General features: G+C 67.5%; 13 protein-coding genes. 10 read left to right on the top strand and 3 right to left on the bottom strand.

Annotated elements, in window-relative coordinates; all coding sequences use genetic code 11:
• Positions 1-10: 10 nt before the first annotated feature.
• The 10 genes from KA711_16315 (at position 11) to KA711_16270 (ending at position 13,445) form a co-directional block, all read left to right on the top strand.
• On the top strand, positions 11-2,242 hold the full coding sequence (locus KA711_16315) for a chemotaxis protein CheA (protein MCM0610535.1): 2,232 nt from the start codon (positions 11-13) through the stop codon (positions 2,240-2,242).
• A gap of 800 nt (positions 2,243-3,042) precedes the next feature.
• Positions 3,043-4,566 (top strand): HAMP domain-containing protein, encoded by a 1,524-nt coding sequence (locus KA711_16310; protein ID MCM0610534.1) that lies wholly within the window; start codon positions 3,043-3,045, stop codon positions 4,564-4,566.
• A 34-nt stretch (positions 4,567-4,600) separates the two neighbouring features.
• Positions 4,601-5,185, top strand: coding sequence for a purine-binding chemotaxis protein CheW (locus KA711_16305; protein ID MCM0610533.1), 585 nt, complete (start codon positions 4,601-4,603; stop codon positions 5,183-5,185).
• Between the two features lie 9 nt (positions 5,186-5,194).
• A complete protein-coding gene (locus tag KA711_16300; protein ID MCM0610532.1) occupies positions 5,195-6,001 on the top strand; it encodes a methyltransferase domain-containing protein in 807 nt (268 codons plus the stop codon).
• A 106-nt stretch (positions 6,002-6,107) separates the two neighbouring features.
• Positions 6,108-6,641: a chemotaxis protein CheD gene (locus tag KA711_16295; GenBank protein ID MCM0610531.1), complete on the top strand. Its 534-nt coding sequence runs from the start codon at positions 6,108-6,110 to the stop codon at positions 6,639-6,641.
• Positions 6,638-7,729, top strand: coding sequence for a chemotaxis response regulator protein-glutamate methylesterase (locus KA711_16290; protein ID MCM0610530.1), 1,092 nt, complete (start codon positions 6,638-6,640; stop codon positions 7,727-7,729). The genes KA711_16295 and KA711_16290 overlap by 4 nt, the downstream gene beginning before the upstream one ends.
• Before the next feature lie 108 nt (positions 7,730-7,837).
• Positions 7,838-10,267, top strand: a complete 2,430-nt coding sequence (locus KA711_16285) for a HAMP domain-containing protein (GenBank protein ID MCM0610529.1) — start codon at positions 7,838-7,840, stop codon at positions 10,265-10,267.
• 226 nt (positions 10,268-10,493) lie between these two features.
• Complete coding sequence (locus KA711_16280; GenBank protein MCM0610528.1) at positions 10,494-10,844, top strand: hypothetical protein; 351 nt, start codon at positions 10,494-10,496, stop codon at positions 10,842-10,844.
• A gap of 268 nt (positions 10,845-11,112) precedes the next feature.
• Positions 11,113-11,349 (top strand): hypothetical protein, encoded by a 237-nt coding sequence (locus tag KA711_16275; protein ID MCM0610527.1) that lies wholly within the window; start codon positions 11,113-11,115, stop codon positions 11,347-11,349.
• A gap of 122 nt (positions 11,350-11,471) precedes the next feature.
• Positions 11,472-13,445 (top strand): methyl-accepting chemotaxis protein, encoded by a 1,974-nt coding sequence (locus KA711_16270; GenBank protein ID MCM0610526.1) that lies wholly within the window; start codon positions 11,472-11,474, stop codon positions 13,443-13,445.
• Between the two features lie 21 nt (positions 13,446-13,466).
• On the opposite strand, the gene KA711_16265 is transcribed toward KA711_16270, so the two are convergent.
• From KA711_16265 to KA711_16255, 3 genes are all read right to left on the bottom strand, one after another.
• On the bottom strand, positions 13,467-13,898 hold the full coding sequence (locus KA711_16265) for a hypothetical protein (protein ID MCM0610525.1): 432 nt from the start codon (positions 13,896-13,898) through the stop codon (positions 13,467-13,469).
• A gap of 224 nt (positions 13,899-14,122) precedes the next feature.
• Entirely contained in the window at positions 14,123-14,836 is a 714-nt protein-coding gene (locus tag KA711_16260) for an RNA polymerase sigma factor FliA (GenBank protein MCM0610524.1), read from the bottom strand.
• Between the two features lie 14 nt (positions 14,837-14,850).
• Positions 14,851-15,660, bottom strand: coding sequence for a flagellar biosynthesis protein (locus KA711_16255; GenBank protein ID MCM0610523.1), 810 nt, complete (start codon positions 15,658-15,660; stop codon positions 14,851-14,853).
• Positions 15,661-15,678: the final 18 nt, after the last annotated feature.

The raw sequence follows: 15,678 nt of genomic DNA, 5'->3' as shown, positions 1-15,678 counted from the left end.
AGACATGGGAATGGACGACGACGCCGAGGTGATCGCCGCCGCACGGGCCGGCTTCCTGGACGAAGCCGCCGACATGTTGCGGCAGTTCGAGGCCGCACTGCTGGTGATGGAAAGCGACCCCGGCAACGCCGAGAACCTGAACGCAGCGTTCAGGGCAGCGCACACCATCAAGGGCACTGCAGGTCTGTTCGGCTGCGACGCGGTGGTGTCCTTCACACACGAGGTCGAGACTCTGATGGAAGCGCTGCGCTCGGGCGACCTGGCCGTCAATGAGGCCATCTCGGCTGCCCTTCTCGAGGGCCGTGACCAGATGGAGGCCTTGATTGCCGAAGTGCGCACCGGCGACTGCGACCCAGAAGTGCAGGCGCGCAGTATCGCGCTGGGGCGTCATCTCCAGAACCTGCGCCAGGGCGAGGCTGCCGCTCATGCGGGCGCTGCCAGCAAGGACGCCAACCCCGTGGCGACGGCCGGTGCGTCCGCGGGCAAAAACGCCGCCGCAGGCCTGTGGCACGTCTCGCTGCGATTCGGCTCCGACGCGCTGCGCAACGGACTCGACCCGCTGGCCTTCCTCCGGTATCTGGGCACGCTGGGCAAGGTGACCCAAATCCACACCATGGCGGACGCCGTGCCGCCGCTGGCGGCCATGGATGCCGAGTCCTGCCACCTGGGCTTTGAACTGCGCCTGCAGACCGAACGGACCCGACAGGACATTGAGCGGGTGTTCGAGTTCGCGCTCGACGACTGTGCGCTGACCATACTGGCGCCAAGCGCAGGCGGGCCCGAGTACGAGGCCTTGCTGGCCGAACGCTGCGGAGACGATGTCGAAGCGGCCAACGCACTGCGAGGCGTGTGGCTCCGCATGGGTGTCCACCAGCATGCGAACGATGCCCCACCGACGGCGGGGCCGGTGGCCAGCACGGCGGCAGCAGTCGCGCCTTCCCCTGCGACGCCCGAGCGTCGGGCCAGCGGCCCTGATCGCCGTGCGGCCACGGGTCGACGCGGTGATGAAGCTCGCCACATCAAGGTGCGCGCCGACAAGCTCGACCGTCTCATTGACCTGATAGGCGAACTCGTCATCGCCGGCAGCGGCGCGCAAATGGCCGCCAACGCCGAGGGCAGCGCGAGCTTCCTGGAGGCAGCGCAGCGCGTGAGCGACCTGGTACAGGCCACACGAGACGGTGCGCTGAGCCTGCGCATGGTCCCAGTGGGTGAGACCTTCAGCCGCTTCACGCGCGTGGTGCGCGACATCAGCAAGCAGTTGGGCAAGGAGATCGATCTGATCGTGACCGGGGGTGACACCGAACTCGACAAGAGCATGGTTGAGCTTATCGGCGACCCGCTGATGCACCTCGTCCGCAACAGCCTGGACCACGGCATCGAGGGTCCGGGCGAGCGCACCGCTGCCGGCAAGGCCCGCAAAGGCCGGCTGGGTCTCAACGCCTACCACGAGGCCGGCAGCATCGTCATCGAGGTGAGCGACGATGGGTGCGGCCTGTCGCGTGACCGCATCCTGAAGAAGGCGGTCGAGCGCGGTCTGGTGCCCGAAGGGTCCGTACTGTCCGACCCAGAAGTATGGCAACTGATTTTTGCGCCAGGCTTCTCGACCGCTGACCAGGTGACCGACATCTCTGGCCGCGGCGTCGGCATGGACGTGGTCAAGCGCAACATCGAGGCGCTTCGCGGCCAGATCAGCCTTGCCAGCACCGCCGGAAAAGGCACCACAACGCAGATCCGGCTTCCGCTGACGCTGGCCATGATCGACGGATTCCTCACCCTGGTGGGCAGCGTGCACTACGTGTTGCCGCTGTCAGTGGTGAGCGAGTGCATCGACCTGCCGCGCGAGTGTCGAGAGCACCCCGACCGCACTGCAGGCACCTTCGACCTTCGAGGCGAGGTGCTTCCATACCTGGACCTGGCACTGTTCTATGGCGTCGAAGCCACAACTGACTCTGTGCGTGGCCGCCGGAGCCTGGTGGTCGTACGCCAGGGCGCAGTGCGCGTCGGACTCATCGTCGATCGCCTGCTGGGCGAGCACCAGACCGTGATCAAGCCGCTTGCCGGCATCTTCAAGCCTCTGGAGGCTCTGGCCGGTTCCACCATCCTGGGCTCGGGCGACGTGGCGCTCGTGCTCGACATGCGGGGCCTCATGGCCGCGGCCACCCGGTCCGGCACTGCAGGCGCCCGAGCCCGTGCCGCCACGCCTATCCCTGCCCTCGAGAGCAGCCCCGTCCGGGACGGCTGAGCCGGTGCAGCCCCTTCCCCGAACCCCTATCGCTCCCAACGCGTAATCCAGAGAGGACCGCCGTGAAACACATCCTTCGTTCCATGCAGCTGTGGCAAAAGTTCGCCGCGCTGGGCGTCATCGGCGCGATCATGACCGCGCTGCCCACCTATCACGTGATCAAGGCCCGCAATGGCGAGATCGCCGTCGCCAAGAGTGAGGGCGCCGGCATCAACCCCGTTCGCTCCGCCATCGCGCTGCAGCGCAGCCTGCAGGCGCACCGGGGGTACTCGGGGATAGTCCTGAGCGGCAACGCGGCCTCCGAGGGCGACCGCAAGGTTCGCGCGAATGAAGTTGCCGCTGAACTTGCGACCCTCAACAAGCAGCTGGTCGATCTGGCCTACACCCTGCCGGTGGACAGCGCCAAGTCCTTGAAGGTCAACTGGGAGCGGCTGCAGCAGCAGGTCGACAGCCGCAGCATCACGCCGGCTGAAAGCTATGCAGCCCACGTGGCCATGGTGCAGGCCAGCATCACCCTGATCGACCAGGTGGCCGATGCATCGGGACTGTCGCTCGATCCGGTATCTGAAACTTATTACCTGATGACGGCCATGGTGGACCACGTCCCGCGCCTGGCCGAGGTGTTGGCCATGACGCGTGGCTTGGGCTCGCAGCTGCTGTCGTCCAAGGAGATCACGAGCAGCGATCGGGCTCGCCTGTCTCTGTTCACCGAGCAGGCCCAGTACCTTCTCTCGAGGGCGACCGCACAGATCGACAAGGCGATTGGCATTGATCCGGCGCTCAAGCCCCAGGTGGCCGCCATGGCGACGGCGGCGGCGGAATCCGACCGATTCTTCAAGCTCGTCGAGAAGGAACTGCTGTCAGGCACCAAGCCGACCTTGAACGCGCAGGACTACTTCCGCGCCGGCACGCAGGCCGTGGATGCGCAGTACAAGCTGTTCGACGAGACGGCCATTGCACTGGAAACCAAGCTTCTCGACCGCGTCGCGGCAACGCAGGAGGCGCGAAACCTCCTGCTGGCACTTCTGGGTGGACTGGGCCTCATCTCGGTGGGGCTGGGCTTTGCCATCTCGCGCTCGGTCACCAAGCCGCTGGCCCACGCCGTTGAGGCGGCCAACGCGGTTGGCGAGGGCAACCTGGACTTTGCGATCGCCACGAACGGCCGTGACGAGGTGTCTCAGCTCCTGCAGCGCCTGGGCGACATGCAGGGCCAGTTGCGCCGTCGCCGGACCGAAGACGCGGAACGGCTGGCCGCCACCGAGGCGGGCGCACGGGCCGCAGGTCAGGTGGCGGCGGACATCGGCGCAGCGGTGGACGGAGCCACGCAGGGCGACTTCACCCGCCGCATCGCGCTGGAAGGCAAGGAAGCCTTCCACGCCGACCTCTGCAGCAAGTTCAACCAGCTCATCGACACCGTCAGCGGCACGATCCGCCAGGTGCGCATCGCCGCCAACCAGCTCAGCGCGGCCAGCGGTCAAGTCAGCCAGACCAGCCAGAGCCTGAGCCACGGTGCCAGCCAGCAGGCCGCCAGCGTGGAAGAGACCACGGCCTCGCTGCAGGAGATCAGCGCCAGCGTCAAGGGCAACGCCGAGAGCGCCAACGTCACCGACGGCATCGCAAGCAAGGCCGCCAAGGAGGCGGCTGACGGTGGCACCGCCGTCGGAGAGACGGTCGAGGCCATGAAGTCGATCGCCACCAAGATCGGCATCATCGACGACATCGCCTACCAGACCAACCTGCTGGCGCTGAACGCAGCCATCGAGGCCGCGCGTGCCGGCGAGCATGGAAAGGGTTTCGCTGTCGTTGCCGCCGAGGTGCGCAAGCTCGCCGAACGCAGCCAGGTGGCCGCGCAGGAGATCGGCAGTCTGGCCACGCACAGCGTGGGACTCGCCGAAAAGGCCGGCACGCTGCTGTCGGGCATGGTGCCCAGCATCCAGAAGACCAGCGAGCTGGTGCAGGAAATCGCCGCCGCCAGCGGCGAGCAGAGCGACGGCGTCGGACAGATCACGGGCGCCATGAACCAACTGAGCAGCGCCACGCAGCAGACCGCCAGCGCGAGCGAGGAGCTGAGCGCCACAGCCGAAGAGCTCTCTGCCCAGGCCGAGCAGCTTCAGGAGCTGATGGGCTTCTTCCGCCTCGCGGACGACGGCAGCGAGGTCGCGACTGCTGCGGCGCGAGGTGGTGCAGCCAAGCCGCGCGCGACGCGGGCGGCGCCATCCGCCACGGGCGCTCTGCGCTTCGGCCAGGCGCCAACGCCCGCCAAGCGACCCGCGCCCGCAGTGACCGAGGACGCAGCCGACGAGGCTTCCTTCGGACGATTCTGAGCCAACCCCAGGCATCGAAACGCCCTGCACACCGTTGAACGCCATGCTCGAATCCCTGAACACCCTCTCGGCCCAAACCCTGCCGGCAGGCACCGGCTACGACGCCGAAGCGCCGCTGTCGCTGTTGCGCATGTCGGTGGGCGACGAAGCCCTGGCCGTGTCGATCGATGATGTGCGCGAGATTCTTCAGGTCGCACGTCTCACCCCGCTGCCGCGCACGCCGGAGTTCGTGCGTGGCGTGATGAACCTGCGTGGCGCCGTGGTGCCCGTGATCGACCTGTCGGCGCGGCTAGGCCGACCCGCAACGGTGACCGGGCGCCGCTCGTGCATCGTGGTTGTCGATGCCACGGACGCAGCGCAGGCCGACGCCGATGGCAGCGACTCGGAGAGCCCGGGTCAATCCCTGACCGTGGGGCTGCTGGTCGATGCGGTGTACGAGGTCTTCGACCGCGCGGCGCACGAGATCGAGCCGGCGCCGGCGCTGGGCACCCGCATCTCACCGGGCTTCTTGAGGGGGATCACCCGGTCGGGCGGCCAGCTGATCGGCGTGCTGGCGCTGCAGCAGGTACTGTCCGCCCACGAACTGTCCAGCGCCATCGCAGCGTGGCGCGCGCACTGAGGGAATCGCATGACCTTGCTGTCGCGCAAAGCCTTTGAGGCCGTCACACAGCTTTTCCACGAGGCGTCGGGCATCCGCCTCGGCGACAACAAGGAAGCCCTGGTGGTCGGTCGACTGAACCGACTGGCTCAGGAGCACGGCGTTGACGACCTCGAGGCCTATGTTGAACGCTTGGTGGGCGGCCACGCCCCAGCTGCCGAGATGACCCGTGTCATCGACCGCCTGACCACCAACGAGACCTACTTCTTCCGCGAGCCGCAGCACTTCAACGACCTGGCCGAGAGGCTGCAGTCGCAATGGGCTGCCGACGGTGGAGAGTTCAGTGTGTGGAGCGCCGCCAGCTCCAGCGGAGAAGAGGCGTACAGCATCGCGATGCTGCTGGCCGACCAACTGGGCGAAGGTGGCTGGCAGGTGTGGGGCACCGACCTGTCCACGGCCATGGTGGACAGCGCGCGCCGAGGGCTCTACTCGATGGAGCGAGCCCGTCTGGTGCCGGCTGACTACCTGCGACGCTTCTGTCTCAAGGGCCACGGAGCCCACAAAGGCGATCTGCTGGTGAGCAAAGCCCTGAGACAGCGCGTGCGCTTCCTGCCCGCCAATCTGATGGCTGAGCTGCCGCAGCTACCCATGTTCGACGTGATATTTCTGCGCAACGTGCTGATCTACTTCGACAACGAGGCCAAGTCGCAGATCGTGCGCCGCGTGCTGCAGCATCTCAAGCCCGACGGCGTGCTGTACACCGGCCATGCAGAGTCGTTGGCGACGCTGAACCTGCCGGTGCGGGCGTTGGCGACCGCGATCCATGTCCGCGTCTGAGCGCATGACCTTGGCGATGCGCATGGCCTGCGCGGCCGAGCGCAGCGCCGCCGAACGTGAGGCGCGCGGCGGCGTGCGCACGAACTCCGCGGTGAGCGCACCCACGATGCATTCGCAGCTTGCTGCTCGCCCGGGCGAGCACTTGACGCTGATGCCTGGCCAACTTCACTTCGGCGGCCATGCAGCGTCCTTGCGCACCCTGCTCGGCTCGTGCCTGGCCGTCACCCTGTGGCACCCGGAGCGCCGCCTGGGCGGCATGTGCCACTTCCTTCTGCCCTCGCGTCAACGCAAGGGTGACGAACCGCTTGACGGGCGGTACGGCGACGAGGCGCTGGAGGCGTTGGTGAATTTGCTGCGCGCCACGCGCAGCGCACCTACCGAATTCCATGCCCATCTGTACGGGGGGGCCGACACCATGCCGGAAGGCGCGCTGAAGTTCAACGTGGGCGAGCGAAACATCGAGCAGGGCTTCAATCTCGTCGACCGCTATGGCTTTCAGATCCAGGGAGTTGACGTCGGCGAGGACATCCCACGCACCGTGGTCCTGACTCTGGCCACCGGAGAGGTCACCATGCGGCGGGGCGATGGCGCGGCGCCCCAACCCCATCTTCAGGCCAGTCTCGCCAGGAGCAAGACATGACCGACCGTCGCATAGGAGTGATCCTGATCGATGACTCCGCCGTGGTGCGCAAGCACCTGCACGAGTTGCTCACCTCCGCAGGAATCGAGGTCATCGCAACCGCGAGCGATCCCTTGTTTGCCTGGCCCAAGATGGAGGCGCGCTGGCCCGATGTCATTGTGCTGGACGTGGAAATGCCACGCATGGATGGCCTGAGCTTCCTTCGCAAGGTCATGAGCGAACGACCGACTCCGGTCGTGATGTGTTCCACACTCACTGCTGCAGGCGCTGCAACCACGATACAGGCACTGGCCGAGGGCGCCGTCAGCTGTGTTGCCAAGCCCAAGATCGGCTTGCGCGACTTCCTCGGCGATCCGAGCAACGGCCTCGTGGCGGCGGTGCGTGCGGCGGCGCTGGCCAATGTGCGAAGGCTTCGATTGCCAGCGACGGGCGCAGCAAACGCCGGCAGCGTGATGTCGCGCGCAGGCGAGCCACCACCTGCCGCATCCCACGCGATGTCCGAGACCACCGACCGCGTACTGGCCATCGGGAGCTCCACAGGCGGCGTGCAGGCCATCGAGACGGTGCTGACCGGCCTACCGCGCACGACGCCCGGGATCGTGATCGTGCAGCACATGCCGGAGTCGTTCACTGCCGCCTTCGCCGGACGACTGAACAGCGTGTGCGTGCTCGATGTGCGCGAGGCTCGCGACGGCGATCGCGTGATCCCCGGGCGCGTGCTCATCTCCCCGGGGGGGCGTCACATGCAGCTCGTGCGCAGCGGCGCGCAGTACCTGGTTACCGTGAGCGACGGCCCGCTGGTCAATCGTCACAAGCCGAGTGTCGACGTTCTGTTCCGAAGCGTGGCGCAGCATGCAGGCGGCAATGCCGCCGCGGTGCTGCTCACCGGCATGGGCGACGATGGCGCGCGCGGCCTGCTCGAGCTTCGGCGGGCAGGAGCCCGCACGGCGGCGCAGGATGAGGCCACCAGCGTGGTCTTCGGCATGCCTCGAGAGGCCATCAGGCTGGGTGCAGCCGCTGATGTGGTGCCGCTGCACGCGGTGCCGGACTGGCTGCAAAGGGTCGGCCATGCCGCTACAGCCGCTTGAAGCTTCTCAGCGCCCCGAACAGCGCAGGATGACGGCTGCTTCTCGGGCACACGCCCGGATGGCCTTCGGTCCAACATCGATCTTCGACGTCTCACCGTCAGTGCCGCCATGATCGAACGAAACCGCACTCGCCAGACCCACTGGGCCTACGCCCGGTTGATGCAGGCACTGGCCCCAGGCGAGCGGCTGATGAGCCACCTGCGGCTGCACAGCAAGCTTGCGCTGCTCGGCGTGCTGGTGGTGGCTCCGCTGCTGTTGCTTGGAGCACTCAGCATGCAGGACCTGTGGCGCGCGCTGCAAGCAGGGCAGCGCCAGAGCGCAGGTCTGCAGGCACTGGAACAGCTCGTCCGGGTGGTGCCCGAACTGCAGCTGCAACGTGCACAGTTGATGGACGAGGCGAGCGCGCCCGCACCTGCTCAAGCGAACTCGCTGGCCACAAGCCGGCGCAATGTGGACGAGGCGATGCTGGCTCTGGAAAGAGCCATGACCAACGGCCCGTTGGCCCCGGCGCTGGACTCTTGGCACCCCCTGCAAGAACGGCTGCAGGCGAGCATTAGGGGCACCGAGACCGGGTTCGCCGCGCAGTCGGCGCTGCTGGACTCCCTGCTGCGCCAGATTCGACGGGTGGCCGAGGTCTCGGGCCTGCTCTTCAACGGGGATGCCGTGACCTTCGAGATGATCGATCTGCTGGTCAACGTCGACCCGCCGCTTTCTGAGGCTCTGGCCAAGACCCTGGCGCTCGGTGGCGCTGCGCATGCAGCACCGAGCAGGAACCCTGCTGAGTTGGCCGAGGTGTTGTCCGAGGGCCAGCTTGCCGCGCGGCTGCAGCTTGTCCTGAGCGACCGCCTGGAGGCCGTGGCACGACATGGGGGTGAGGCACCGGGATCGGCCGAGCCCGCCCGTGTGGCCGTTGAGCAGTTCATGCGCGATGTAGAAGCGCGCTTGGGCACGACAGACCGTAGCGGGGACGCCGATCGATTTCGCGAACGAGGCACTCACGCCCTTGCGCTTGTCCATGCGCTTCAGCGTGACCTGATCCTGCGGCTTCAGGAACGCATCTCCGACAAGGAGCGCCTGCTTTGGCTTGAGCTGACCACGCGGGCGACAGGCATTTTCGCCGTGCTGATCGCAATCGGCTACCTGATGTCGGCCCTTGTCGTGAGCATGCGCCGGTCTCTGAACCACCTGCACAGGGGCACCGCAGCCATCGCGGCCGGGAACCTCACTCACCCCCTGCGGGTTGCCGGGCGCGACGAGCTGGCCGACATCGGCAGGATCGTCGAAGCCATGAGCGCGCGGCTGTCGACTATGGTGGCCGAGATTCGCAACAGCGCCAGCTTCGTCAACCTGACTGGTCAGGAGGTCAGCGTCGGCAGCACCCGCCTTGCCGGCCGCACCGACGAACAGGCCGGCAGCCTGCGCAGTTCGATCGCGGCCATCAGCAGCCTGTCGGTCGATATGGCGCGCAATGCCGAGGCCGCGCTCGAGCTTGACAGGCTCGCGCAGAGCCTGACGGGCCAGGCCGAAAAGGGACACTTGGCGATGCAGGAAACGGTGACCTCGATGCGTCAGCTGCAGCAGGCCGTCGAGCAGGTGTCCGAGATGGTCCGGGTGATCGATGAAGTCGCGTTCCAGACAAGCATGCTTTCGCTCAACGCGGCCATCGAGGCCTCGCGCGCAGGGGAGAGCGGCCGAGGGTTTGCCGTTGTGGCCACCGAGGTTGGCCAACTGGCGCAGCGTTGCGCCGAGTCGGCCGAGGAGATTCGAGTGCTGATCGGCAATACCGGCGCTCAGGCGCAGCTGTCGACCGAGAAGCTGGATGCCGCCAGCAGCAGCCTCGACGGGGTGGTGCGAGGGGTCCGCGACATCTCGGGCGCACTGCGCATCATCTCCGACCACAGCACTCAGCACAGCCAGGATCTGCAACAGGTGACTCATGCGGTGGGCAGTCTGGACGAGATCACGCGTGAGAACGCGAAGCTGGTGGAACAGTCGGCCACCGCTTCGCATGCGCTGGTCACCCGGGCAGATCGACTGCGTGATGCCGTGTCATCGATGCGCCTCCGCCAGGGCTCGGCGGATGAGGCTCTGGGCCTCGTCGAGCGCGCGGTCGCCCACGTGAAGGCAGCGGGTCTGGAGAGGGCTGTCGCGGACTTTCACGACCCCGGAGGAGCCTTCATCGACCGCGATCTGTACGTGTTCGCCTTGGGCCGCGACGGTCGATACGTAGCCTGTGGCGCGAAGCCGGCCAACGTGGGGCAGCTGTACAGCGTCACGAAGGGACAGGACGAGGTGTTCCTGCGGTCAGCCTGGGCGGCGGCCGAGGCCGGTGGCGACTGGGTTCAGTGCACCGCCATCGACCCCATCACGCAGCTGGTCAGGCCCAAGGAAAGCTGGATCGTTCAGCTCGACGAAGAAACACTGCTTGGATGCGGCGTCCACAGGGACGCAACGGCCGAGCCGGTGATCCAGCCGCTGGCCGCAGGGGCAGACCGGAGCGAGCACCACGACAACCAGCCTGCCCCCGCCCCGGCGTGAACGCCGGGCGAGAGGGTGCGAACGGGCGACGCTGCCCGTCTTGATGGCGAAGCCGTTCTCCAGCGGCAAACCAGGCACGCGTCTGGGTGGCATCGACGCTCCTGCGGGCGAAGCAGCTTGTCACCAACCCGTCATCGCAGGACCGACCTCAAGAGTGCAGCCAAACTGGCCGATACAGCCTGGAAGCGCCGGAATTCACAGACCGCTGCCGCGAATGGTGTCTTCCATGAACAAGCCTGCCTACCTCGCCACACTGCTGCTGACCGGTGCCCTCTCGTTGTCAGCCCTTGGGATAGAGGATGCTGCGCAGGACGAGGCCCTGGGCACAGTCGATGGCGGCGTGGCGCTGTTCAGGGCGGAATGCTCCGATGCGGGCCGCCCGGCGACCAGCCTCAAGCAGGGCCCGATCGTCGACCGCGACTCCCACTCCGCGGTCCACGGCCTCCACCACAAGTGCCTTGCACAGGGTGCAGAAGCCGGTCAAGCAGGTCGCGACCCGAGCGGCCTGACCGACGCAAACCGGAAGACCCTGCCGAAGACCGTGTACGGCGAGCGTCTGCGCGAGAGCCAGGCATGAGGCGGCATCCGCATCCGACGGCGCGCGCCGGCAAGAAGATCGCGACGAAGGGCAACGTCGCTGCTGCGCCAGGCACGGCCGGTCTGTACGGTGGCTTTGACCTGCCGCGCACTGAACCGCGGACCAGCAGCGCTGGCGCCAGAGCGGGCAGCGCACCCAGGGTCTTGCAGGCGGCGGGCACCGCCTTGCGCGACATCGAGGCGTGGTGGGCGCCAGAGTCAGTAAGGTCGACATCGGCTCCCGGCTGCCGGCCGACTCTGGCGTGACGATGAACGACCTCGTGACCTGCACGCAGCGCATGGCCGTCCTCGACGGCATCACGCTGCGGATCGCCGCGCCGGGCCGAGAGGGCGCCTCTGCTGCCGCGAGCCCCCGCCGGCAAGCGCAACAGCTCGGCGTGGCGTTGAGCGGCTTCCGGTTGGCCATGGCATCGCGCGGCCTCGACCCTAAGCTCAGATGCCCGACGCACTCATCGAACGAGGCACCGATATCCAATGCATCTTGAGGCAGCGCTGCAACCGAGGATGCTCAACAGCCCTGCCGAAAGCACATCTCCCCGCCACTGAAGAGGTCGACACCCAGCGAGAGAGCCTGTCGGCTATCCGCTACCCGACCTGAGGACGCCAGATGCACCCGAACGCCCTGAAGCTGCGATTCATCATGTTCACAACGGCAGCAGCCGGCTTGGGCAAGCTCCGCAGGTACTTCAACCATCACGGCGTCTGGTCGCCGGGCGTTCGCTGTCTGCGGCAGCTCACGATCCGCTCGAAGGTGCTGCTGGTCATGGGCATCCTGGCGACCCCTATGTTGCCCTTGGGCGGCTACGTGGTCCTTGGAAAGAGCCAGGATGTGCAGCTGAATGGACAGCGCCTCGCGGGCATGGAGTTGGCCCTCGCGTCCCTCGGGCTGCAGGCCGAACTGCTGGCACCGGCTGCGGCGCTGGAGTCCGGTGAGCCGCGGCCGCCCGACGGACGCGTCAGCGCCAGTGCTGCGCTCTGGAGCGCGCACCATCAGGCACTGGATCGGGGCCTCGACATGCGTGAAGTCTGGGAACGCGGTCGGGTCGACATCGAACGCGCCGTCGCCGCTCCAGCTGACCAGCTGTCCAGCAGCCAACCCATGCTGCAGGCGGCGCTGTCGACACTTCAGGATCTCCGCGTCCATGCCGTCTACAGCTCGGGGCTGTTGTCGCATGGCGATGGGCGCCTTCAGGCAGCCAGCGAGTTGGCGGCGGAAGTGCTGCCCTCGCTGCAGACAGCTATCGAGAACCTTCATCGCGCGGTGCATGCAGGGCTGGCCAACAGCCGAGGCGGAGAGCTCGAGCGGCATGCGCTGGTCCAGCGCCAGGCCATGGCGTTCGCCGACGTCCTCCGGCTGGAACAGCAGGTGCGTCAATACGCCTCGGTGGCCCATGGCAATGTGGCGCAGCGGGTCAAGTCCGTTCGGGACTTTGCGGCCCTGGTCCAAAGCGACGTGATGGTGCTCGGTGCGAGCCCCGACCCGTCGGCGGTGCGCCTGGCCTATCGACAAGCCAGTACCGACTTGAGCCTGCTCCGCCAGACTCTGGCTGTGCACGTGACCGAGCAGCTGCGACGTCAACAGTCCAACGCCGAGGCGATGCGGATCCGCGTGTGTGTTGCTCTCGTGGTGGCGATGCTTCTCTCGGGCTATCTGACCTACTGCTTCATCCTGGTGATGGGAGGAGGTGTGAGACAGCTTCAGCAGCAGGCGCGCCGAATGGCGGATGGCGACCTGAGTGCGAAGCTCAACCCCTTGGGCCGGGACGAAGTTGCCATCACCATGAACAGCATGTCCACGGCGCTGACGAAGCTCTCCGACCTGCTGGGCTCGGTCAGGCAGGGAGTCGGGGCGGTGAAGCAGGCCTCGGAGGTGGTTGCCGGCGGCAACCGTGACATCGCCGAGCGGAATCAAGCCACGACGCGGGCTGTGAACAACGTGTTCGAGGGCGTGCAGAGCAACGCCGAGCAGTTGGCTGCCTGCGGGCATCAAGTGGAGAACGTCGTGGCACTGGTGCATGCACTCAGGCTGGAGAGCGCCCGCAATCGAAAGCAGATGCAGCGGCTGCGCGACCGCATGGCCTCGCTGCGCAACAGCAGCGCCGAGATCGGCGAGATCGTGCGCCTGATCGACAACATCGCATTCCGCACCAACATGCTCGCTCTCAACGCGGCCGTGGAGGCGGGCAAGGCGGGCGACGCCGGACGCGGCTTCGCGGTTGTGGCGCACGAGGTGCGCAGCCTGGCCGCTCGGGGTGCCGATGCGGTCCGCCGAATCGGTGAGATCGTCGGTCGATCCACCGATGACATCGAACTCAGCCGCTTGCTGGTGGACGATACGGGCGATGCCCTTTCCAGAGCCGACCAGCACGTTGACGACATCCACGTCGCCATGGACGACGTCGCAAACCTGTCGCATCAGGGACGAACCGAATCCAACCGCATCCTCGAGCAGCTGCAGCTCATCCGCAGCGACGCCGAGCTGGGCCTTCAGCGCGTTCAACAGTTGGCTGAGGCCTCGAAGGATCTTCATGCCCAGGGCCAGAGCCTGGCCTACCGAATCGGGCAGTTCCGACTGAGCTGATGCTCGCTCAGCGCCATCAGGTCAGACTGCCTGCTCCGCCGCGATTGCGTCGCGCGCCGCCGCCACGCTCGACCGCGGATTCGACCTGCTGATCTCGCGCAGCGCGCCGGCGTCACTGCATGCAGGGCATGGCCCGCCCGATCGCCTCGGCGGTGCCGGCTCCCTGGCGGCCTGATCCCGCAGCGCGCACCGCCGCCGCTGCCGGAGCGCCTGGTCACTCAGAGCCAGGTCGTGATGCGCAGCTTGCTGCCGGTGTGACCTGTGGTCGCCCCCCACGCAGCGCAGCCGGCGGGCGGCCTCGATCGGTTCGGCGCGGAACCTCGGGTGCACCACGTCGATGAGCGCCAGCGCGTGCCCGCGCAGGCTCTTTCCGAAGGGGTAGGCGATGCCCGATCCGGTGATCACGTCAAGCATGTCGGTCCGCGCGAACGTCACCGACTCCTTCGGCAGCATCTGCGGGGGGCGCCGCGCGACTCACGCTCGTCGTCGGAGCTGATGGCCAGGCAGGTGATGGGCTGGAACACGAACAGGGGGTTGCCGTCGATCAGGTCGTACAGGCGACGCGCGCCCAGCGCCCGCGCCAGGGCTCGTCCGCTGCCGCCGGCGGCGGACTGTCGGCGCGGCGGCAGAGGCCGTCGCCTGCTTGTTGCGGGAGAGCCGGGCCCGCATCGCCGGGCTCACCATTCGCGCAACTTGGTGCGCAGCCGCGCAATGCTCTGGCTGTGCAGCTGACAGACCCGGCTCTCGGTCACCCCCAGCACGGCGGCGATCTCCTTCAGGTTCATGTCGTGCTCGTAGTACATGCTCATCACGTACTGTTCCCGCTCGGGCAGGTTCTTGATGGCCTTGACCAGGGCCTGGCGCATGCGCTGGTCCTGCAGCCGCGCGATGGGGTTGGCGTCTTCGTCGATGACGTGGCGGTCCAGGTAGTCGTCGTCGCCGTCGTCACCGCTCATGTCCTCCAGGTAGATCAGCTGGGTGCCCCGCACCTTGCCCAGCAGCTCCTGGTAGTCCTGCAGGCTCAGGCCCATTTCTCGCGCAATCTCGCTCTCACTGGGTGCGCGCCCGAAGCGCTGCTCCAGCTTGTGCACCGCGGCCTCGATGCTGCGCTGGCGACGCCGGTCGCCGCGGCTCATCCAGTCGTTGCCGCGCAGCTCGTCGAGCATGGCGCCGCGGATGCGCTGAGTGGCGAAGGTCTCGAACTGCACGCCGTGGCTGGCGTCGAAGCGGCTGAGCGCGTCGTTCAGGCCGATCATGCCGACCTGGATCAGGTCGTCGATCTCCACGTTGGCAGGCAGCTTGGCGATCATCTGGTGCGCCAGCCGGCGCACGAGGGGGCTGTACTGCTTGAGCAGGGCGCCGGAGTCGAGTTGTCCCTTGGCGGTGTACATGGTCGGTGTGGCCTCTAGCATTGGCCGGCAGCATGGCGCGCGCCGGCGGCGGAAGGGATTGGGGGGTTCGCGGCGAGCGGCACGAAGCCGCCCTCATCGAGTGCCAGCTGCGCGGCCAGCAGCCGGGCAAGCTCGTCGTCCGCGCCAGGGCCATGCGCGGCGGTGTTCCCTGCCGGGTCGATGCGCGCGTGATGCACAAGCAGCGCGCCGAGAAAGGTCTCGGCGCACCCGGCGAGGCTCTGGACGATTGCCGTCGCGCGCGGCGAGCGCGCCGGCATCGCCAACAGCAGGTCAAAGGTGAACAGGCCGCAGCGCGTGGCGAGCAGCTTGGCTCCGGCGTAGGCGTGCTTGATGCTGTCTGGGTGGTCGGCCCCCAGCAGCACAGGCCGCGCGGCACGGCGCTTGAGGATGCGGGCCAGATCGGACGCATCCGCGTGCAGCAGCACCACGTCGGCGGCAGGGTGCGCGCGCTGGACGGCGTCGATCAGTGCGTCGGCACAGCCTCGTGTGTCCACATAGGCCGAAGTCAGACCGCCAGCCGCCAGGTAGGCCACGCGTGGCGCCAGCGTCTCGATGCACAACGCCAGGTCGACGGCTGCCAACTCGGCCGGCGGCGGGCTGCCAGTGGCGGCGTCGACCACCAGCACGTTGCGACCCTGCGCCGCCAGCGCCTGCGCAAGCCGATCGAGCACCACGCCACCGAAGCCGACGTGCGGATCGGCCACCAGTGGCAACACGGCACGGCGGCGGCCACCGAACAGTCGACGCAGGCCGTCGGCCTGGTCCAGCGGCGCCGGGCTGGATGAAGGGTAAAAGTCGGGCATGGCCGGGACTCGCTTGGG

It is taken from the genome of Ideonella sp. WA131b, assembly GCA_023657425.1.
Lineage (GTDB): Bacteria > Pseudomonadota > Gammaproteobacteria > Burkholderiales > Burkholderiaceae_C > Rubrivivax.
The sequence above is the reverse complement of the archived record's forward strand: the minus strand, read 5'-3'. Positions and strand labels throughout refer to the sequence as shown.

Bases quoted from the DNA above. Each gene is read 5' to 3' on its own strand.
- KA711_16255 (MCM0610523.1), bottom strand. From the start codon at position 15,660: ATGCCCGACTTTTACCCTTCATCCAGCCCGGCGCCGCTGGACCAGGCC.
- KA711_16265 (MCM0610525.1), bottom strand. From the start codon at position 13,898: ATGCTGCCGAAGGAGTCGGTGACGTTCGCGCGGACCGACATGCTTGAC.
- KA711_16280 (MCM0610528.1), top strand. From the start codon at position 10,494: ATGAACAAGCCTGCCTACCTCGCCACACTGCTGCTGACCGGTGCCCTC.
- KA711_16275 (MCM0610527.1), top strand. From the start codon at position 11,113: ATGAACGACCTCGTGACCTGCACGCAGCGCATGGCCGTCCTCGACGGC.
- KA711_16270 (MCM0610526.1), top strand. From the start codon at position 11,472: ATGCACCCGAACGCCCTGAAGCTGCGATTCATCATGTTCACAACGGCA.
- KA711_16300 (MCM0610532.1), top strand. From the start codon at position 5,195: ATGACCTTGCTGTCGCGCAAAGCCTTTGAGGCCGTCACACAGCTTTTC.
- KA711_16295 (MCM0610531.1), top strand. From the start codon at position 6,108: ATGCATTCGCAGCTTGCTGCTCGCCCGGGCGAGCACTTGACGCTGATG.
- KA711_16260 (MCM0610524.1), bottom strand. From the start codon at position 14,836: ATGTACACCGCCAAGGGACAACTCGACTCCGGCGCCCTGCTCAAGCAG.
- KA711_16315 (MCM0610535.1), top strand. From the start codon at position 11: ATGGACGACGACGCCGAGGTGATCGCCGCCGCACGGGCCGGCTTCCTG.
- KA711_16285 (MCM0610529.1), top strand. From the start codon at position 7,838: ATGATCGAACGAAACCGCACTCGCCAGACCCACTGGGCCTACGCCCGG.
- KA711_16290 (MCM0610530.1), top strand. From the start codon at position 6,638: ATGACCGACCGTCGCATAGGAGTGATCCTGATCGATGACTCCGCCGTG.
- KA711_16310 (MCM0610534.1), top strand. From the start codon at position 3,043: ATGGCGACGGCGGCGGCGGAATCCGACCGATTCTTCAAGCTCGTCGAG.